This window comes from Xenophilus azovorans DSM 13620, assembly GCF_000745855.1.
Classification (GTDB): Bacteria; Pseudomonadota; Gammaproteobacteria; order Burkholderiales; family Burkholderiaceae_C; genus Xenophilus; species Xenophilus azovorans.
In genome coordinates this window covers 1-1,143 of the sequence record NZ_KN050769.1, presented here as the reverse complement: position 1 = coordinate 1,143, position 1,143 = coordinate 1, and the positions used below count along the sequence as shown (strand labels likewise).

At 74.6% G+C, this 1,143-nt stretch carries 1 pseudogene; it reads left to right on the top strand.

The features are described 5' to 3' along the window. Nucleotides 1-1,143 (top strand): annotated as a pseudogene (locus tag Q392_RS30625) (hypothetical protein); the annotation flags it as partial.

Below are 1,143 nucleotides of genomic sequence, written 5' to 3'. Positions count from 1 at the left end.
GATGCCGACGCCGACGCCGACGCAGACGCCCTGCTCGATCCCGCGGACAGCCTCGCCGGCACCGCGACCGACGCCCTGGGCGACACGCTGGGCCTGGGCGACACCCTGGCGCCGGTCGACCAGGTGGTCGACGGCCTGACCGACACGCTCAACAACGCGCTGGCGCCGCTGGTCGGCAGCGAATTCCAGCGCGACGACCCGAACGCGCTGGACCCGGTCGACAACTTCGTGGGCAGCATCGCCTCCCCGCTGGGCAGCAGCCTCGGCCCGACGGTCGACGGCCTGCTGGGCCAGGGCACCACCGCGTCCCTGGTCGGCTCGCTCGACAAGCAGGTGGACTACCTCACGGATGCGGTCGCCAACCTCGGCAACAACCTGCTGGGCGACAGCACGCCGCTCGGCAACGTCCTGGAGGGCCTCGGCCTGGAAGGCCTGAACGGCCTGACCGAAGGCGTGCTCGGCACCGACAGCCCGGTGGCCGCGCTGCTGGAAGGCGTGCTGGGTGAAGACGGCGCACTCGGCGGCCTGCTGGCCGAGGACGGCCTGGTGGGCGGCCTCGTCGGCCCCGACGGCCTGGTCGGCAGCCTGCTTGCCGAGGACGGCGTCGTCGGCAGCCTGCTGGGCGACGACGGCCCGGTGGGCGGCCTGGCCGACACCCTCGTCGGTGACGAGGGCGTGGTCAGCGGCCTGCTGGGCGGCCTGCTCGGCAGCGGCGGCGATGGCGGCGGCGGCGACGCGCTGCTGGACCCCGCGAGCCAGTTGGTGGCAGGGGCGCTCGGCGAGGTCGGCGACCTGCCGCTGGTGGGCGACCTGGGGCTGGGCGAAGTCCTCGCGCCGCTGGGCGGCGCCGTCGACGGCCTGACCGACACCGTCAGCAACGTGCTCGCGCCGGTGCTGGGCAGCGGCTTCGATCCGGACACGCCGAACGGCCTCGACGGCGTGGACAACCTGGCCTCCGGCGTGCTCGACGCCGCGGGCGGGCTGGTTGCCCCGCTGGCCGACCAACTGCTCGGCGAGGGCGCCACGGATGCGGTGCTCGGCCTGGTCGGTACGCAGGTGGACTACCTCACCGACGGCGTCAGCCACCTGGTCGACGGCGTCCTGGGCGGCGACCTGCTAGGTAGCGTGCTGGGCGAGGACGGC